This is a genomic window from Ewingella sp. S1.OA.A_B6, from assembly GCF_049889095.1.
Taxonomy (GTDB): Bacteria; Pseudomonadota; Gammaproteobacteria; order Enterobacterales; family Enterobacteriaceae; genus Ewingella.
On record NZ_JBLJFK010000063.1, the window covers coordinates 1 to 281 of the forward strand.

Below are 281 nucleotides of genomic sequence, written 5' to 3' on the forward strand. Positions count from 1 at the left end.
CTATCATGCTGCCTTCACTGCCACCCGCTTCAGCCAGAGACGTCGCCTGCGCCGCCTGCACGCCGCTCAGGGCCGACTTCATCCCCGGTAGCGCAGCAAGTCGCCCGTTGCTCTCGTTGCTGGCATCGTTAGCGCTCGACACTGCCGTGTTAATCGCACTGCCCACCGTGCCGGTCAGCGCCAGCGTCAGCCCGCTGGTCTTCTGTTCCACCGTGTGCGTCTGGCTGCTCTGATTACCCGCCGCCAGAATATTAACTTCTTTGCCGGTCAGGCCGATGTTT

Annotated in this window: 1 protein-coding gene; it reads right to left on the reverse strand. The window is 62.6% G+C overall.

The window, feature by feature from the left end; all coding sequences use genetic code 11:
* A partial coding sequence (locus ACMV8I_RS21475; RefSeq protein WP_498867158.1) for a hypothetical protein occupies positions 1–281 on the reverse strand: 281 nt, incomplete at both ends.